We start from the raw sequence: 4436 nt of genomic DNA on the forward strand, positions 1-4436 counted from the left end.
TTTGGCGCGCGGCTCTGCCCCCAAAAGCCCCCAGGAGAAAACCCGCCGTGAAACGCCCATATCCGTGGGGTCGCCCTGTGGGATCGAGGAGCATTCGCCCAGATACGGGAGATCTTCCAAGGATGGGAGGCACCGGGGGAAGCGGAACGCCTGCCCTCCGGTTGGCGGATGCGGGATCCAGCCGGTTAAAGGCGGAGGTCTGCAACGGTGGCCTCCTGCCGTCTCTCCGGCGGCAGCCATCCCAAAGATTCCTCCGTTCCCCCTAGCGGCACGTACTCCAGCCCGATATAGCCTTCATAACCAAGCGCCTCCAACGTCCCCAGCACACGAGCCCACGCGATCTCCCCTGTGCCCGGTTGATGGCGGCCGGGGGGATCTGCGATCTGCACGTGGCCGAGGTAGGGGAAGATCTCCCGAAGGGTGGCGACGAGGTTCCCCTCGCTGCGCTGCATATGGTAGATGTCATACTGGATCTTCAGGTTGGGCGGGAACCCCAACGCCCGCAACACGTGGAGGCTCTCCGAAGTGCGGTGAAGCAAATAGCGTGGGTTCTCGATGGGGTTCAGGGCCTCGAGCGTGAGGATCACGTTCGCTTCCCGCGCTTGCGGCAGCGCCCAGCGGAGGTTCTCCAAAACCACCGCCCACTGGAGCTCACGGGGCACATCCGGCAGCGCGTTCCCCACCAGGCAATTGATCCGCGGGCACTCCAAGCGGCGGGCCAGGCGCAGCGCCTCCACGAATCGCTCTCGCCACTCCTCCTGACGGGCAGGGTCGTTGGCATAGCCCCGCTCGCCCGCAGCCATATCCCCGGCGTCCATGTTGTGGAGAACCACCTGGAGACCGCTCCCTCGAGCCGCCTCCACCACCGCCTGGAGGTCCTCTCCCCGGGGCCAGTGGAACTCCACCGCGATGAATCCGGCCTCCCGCGCCCGAGCGAAGCGCTCTAAGAAGGGAACTTCCCGCCAAAGCATGGAGAGATTCGCCGCGAAACGTAGCATTTAAACCCCCTCCATCCTACGGACATGCCCAACCGAAATTCCTCTCATGCCTGCATCCCGCGGGCCCAGCGGGCGACCTGGGCCTGGGCCTCCTCCAGGGAAGGGTGCGGCACCACCTCCGCCGAGAGCCACCCACGATAGTGAACCTCGCGGAGCGCCTTCAGGATCGAGTCGAAATCCAGCCGACCCCACCCCGGGGCCCGACGGTTGGAATCCGCGATATGAACGTGGAAGAGCCGATCCCCCGCCCGAGCGATCGCAGCCTCCAGGGAGGCTTCCTCTAGGTTGGCGTGGAAGGTGTCCAGCAACACCCCCAGATTCGGATACCCCACACGGCGGATGACGAGGAGCGCTTCCTCGACCGTATTGACCAAATCCGTCTCCAAGCGATTTAAAGGCTCCAGGACCAGCCGGACGCCGCGCGCGGCGGCCAGCTCGGCGAGGCGGGCCAGGGCCTCGAGCAGCCAGCTCATCGCCTGTGTCCGGTTCACCCCTTCCATCAAACGGCCGCGGATCAACCCCACGATCACCATCGCCCCCCACTCCGCCGCAAGCGCCAGGTGCGCCTCCAGCCGGGCGAGGGCTGCCTTCCGCACCGCGGGGTCCGGGTGGGTAAGCGATAGCCCTTCATCCACCCACGCCTGGCCTGTGCCGATCGCCGGGACCTGCAGCCCATACCGTTCGAAGAGCGCTCGCAGCCTTTGGACGGGAACGACAGCTGGATCGCGCACAGCCAACTCCACGCCGGCGTAGCCCAGCGCCCGCAGCCGCCCCAGCGTCCGCTCCAGATCCTTGATCGCCGCTGCGGCCTCGAAGCGAGTGGGCTGCCAGGAGAGCACCAAGGCGAGCGGCCACTCCATCCCTAAACCCCCGCGTACGCGTTGAACCCGCCATCCACCGGCACCACCACCCCGGTGACGAAGGCGCTGGCCGGCGAGGCCAGCCAGATCACCGTGCCGATCAGATCGTCAGGGTCCCCGAACCGGCCCATGGGGGTGTGCTCGATGATCGCCCGCCCGCGAGGCGTCAGGTTCCCTTGCTCATCCAACAGAAGATATCGGTTCTGCTGGGTGAGGAAGAACCCTGGGGCGATAGCGTTGACCCGGATCTTCGGGGAATACTCCTGGGCGAGGTGCACCGCCAACCATTGGGTGAAGTTGCTCACCGCCGCTTTCGCAGCGGCATAGCCCACCACACGGGTCAGGGGGCGGAAGGCGGCCATCGAGGAGACGTTGATGATCACCCCCTCCCCTGTCTCCACCATCTGCCGGGCGAAGACCTGGCTCGGGAGGATCGCTCCCCCAAAGAGGTTCAAGGCCACCACTTTCTCCAGGGACTCCAGAGGGATATCGAAGAACGGCCGGTCCGGGCCAACGGTGGCCTCCGGGATGTTCCCACCGGCCAGGTTGACCAGGATGCTCACCGGCCCCAGCTCCCGCCGGACCCGCTCCGCCACCGCCTCGATCTCCTCTCGGTCCAGCACGTTCATCCGATAGCCACAGGCTTCCAGGCCCTCCGCTTGCAGCTCCGCGAGGCGCCCCTCCAGCGGGCTGATGTCGGTGAGGACCAGACGGGCCCCCGCCCAGCCCAGGCCCTTCGCGATGGCCCCCGCCAGCACCCCAGCTCCACCGGTCAGCAACGCAACCTTACCTTTTAATGAGAACAATCGCTCCAGGTGGCTCATGATCCCTCACCTTAAAAGATGTGCCGAAGGCCTATGGCCTGCGCTCCCAGAAAGAAAACGGGCGCTCAAGCGCCCTACTGCAAACGAGAACCCGAGCGCCCATTATCCGCATTAGGCGAAGAACGAACCGCCACCCACTTATACCACGTGAGGAATCTCCTCCTCACCCGACGCCAGGCGGATGGGTTTCCCCCTCCCACTCAGTGTGAAAAACGCCGGGGCGGTCGATGCGCTCATACGTGTGGGCCCCAAAGGCGTCCCGCTGCGCCTGGATCAGATTGGCGGGCAAACGGGAACGACGCATGGAGAGCACGTAGTCCACCGCCGTGCTCAGCGCCGGCATCGGAATCCCGGCCTCGAACGCTAGGTCCAGGATCCGCCCCGCCGCCGGCAGCCGACCCTGCACCTCCCCACGGAAGCGCGCGTTGAACAGCAGATGTGGATCCTCCGGATCCTCCCGGATCACCTCCCGCAGGAACCCCAACCAGCGGGCGCGGATGATGCAACCGGCCCTCCAAACCCTCAGGACCTCCGCTCGATCCACCCCGTAGTCATAAGCTCGCGAGGCCTCGTGGAGCAGCCACAGCCCTTGGGAAAACGAGACCAGGACGACCAGGTTCAGCGCGGCTTCCAGATCCGCGAGGGTCTCGGGAGGGAACCCTGCGCGGCGGTCGGGCCACGGGAACGCCGCGCCGATCCGCTCCCGGTCCCCCTTGAAATGCGAGAGGGTGCGCGCGATCACTGCCGCGGTCAGCGTGGGGGTTGGAACGCCCAGCTCCAGGGCGCTTTGGGCGGCCCACCGCCCGGTCCCTTTCTGCTCCGCCTTGTCAAGGATGCGCTCGACCAGCGGCCCCCCGGTCTCCGGATCGCGGTACCGCAGCACGCGGGCAGCCAGCTCCGTGAGGAAGGCGTTCAGCGTCCCCTCGTTCCAGCGCTCGAAAACCTCGGCAATAGTCTCGGACGACATTCCTAACGCGGTTTTCATGAAATCGTAAACTTCCGCGATCCCCTGCATGAAAGCATATTCGATGGCATTGTGGACCATCTTCACGTAATGGCCTGCCCCGCCGCGGCCCATGTACGCGCAGCACGGGCCCTCCTCGCTCCGGGCCGCGATGCGGGTAAGCATCCCCTCGACCATGGCATAGGCCTCGGGGGATCCCCCGGGCATGATCGAGGGGCCGAGCAAAGCCCCTTTCTCCCCCCCACTGATCCCGATCCCCAGGAAGTGGACCCCGCGGGCGGCCAGCGCCTGCATGCGCCGCTCGGTGTCGGCGTAATGGGAGTTGCCTCCATCCATCACTAAATCCCCTGGCTCCAGAAAGGGAAGCAGCGCCTCAATCACCTGATCCGCCGCCGGCCCGGCCTGGACCATCAGCAAGATCCGACGGGGGCGCTCCAGGCATCGCGCGAATTCCTCAAGGGTGTAAGCAGGGACGATCGGCTCCCCCCGCACCCGATCCCGCATGAACGCTTCCGTCCGCTCCGAGGTCCGGTTGTAGACGCACACCCGGAACCCCTTGCGCGCGAAGTTGAGGGCCAGGTTCTGGCCCATTGCCGCCAAACCGATGATCCCGATCTCACCGCTGTTGCGCATGGTCCGCTCACCTCAGACTGCGATGGGATAACCCCCAGGGATTGAGCTCCTTCCGCGTCCGGTTCGATCCCCGAATTGCTGCTTCATCCACGGTGGAGGGCATGAAAGGCCCCTCCCCCATCCCCGGGGGGGGGGGGGGGGGGGGGGGGGGGGGGGG

Annotated in this window: 4 protein-coding genes; all 4 read right to left on the reverse strand. The window is 66.2% G+C overall.

Translation table 11 applies throughout. From position 1 onward, the window contains the following. Positions 1 to 185 precede the first annotated feature (185 nt). Complete coding sequence (locus tag ACFMO5_RS05375) at positions 186 to 998, reverse strand: hydroxypyruvate isomerase family protein (protein ID WP_376791727.1); 813 nt, start codon at positions 996 to 998, stop codon at positions 186 to 188. A gap of 44 nt (positions 999 to 1042) precedes the next feature. Further along, the gene (gene iolO, locus ACFMO5_RS05380) at positions 1043 to 1858 is read right to left on the reverse strand and encodes a 5-keto-L-gluconate epimerase (RefSeq protein WP_376791728.1); all 816 of its coding nucleotides are present in this window, start codon (positions 1856 to 1858) and stop codon (positions 1043 to 1045) included. A gap of 2 nt (positions 1859 to 1860) precedes the next feature. After that, complete coding sequence (locus tag ACFMO5_RS05385; protein WP_376791729.1) at positions 1861 to 2682, reverse strand: SDR family oxidoreductase; 822 nt, start codon at positions 2680 to 2682, stop codon at positions 1861 to 1863. 163 nt (positions 2683 to 2845) lie between these two features. After that, complete coding sequence (gndA, locus tag ACFMO5_RS05390; RefSeq protein ID WP_376791730.1) at positions 2846 to 4279, reverse strand: NADP-dependent phosphogluconate dehydrogenase; 1434 nt, start codon at positions 4277 to 4279, stop codon at positions 2846 to 2848. Positions 4280 to 4436: the final 157 nt, after the last annotated feature.

The organism is Thermoflexus sp. (genome assembly GCF_042408365.1).
GTDB lineage: Bacteria > Chloroflexota > Anaerolineae > Thermoflexales > Thermoflexaceae > Thermoflexus.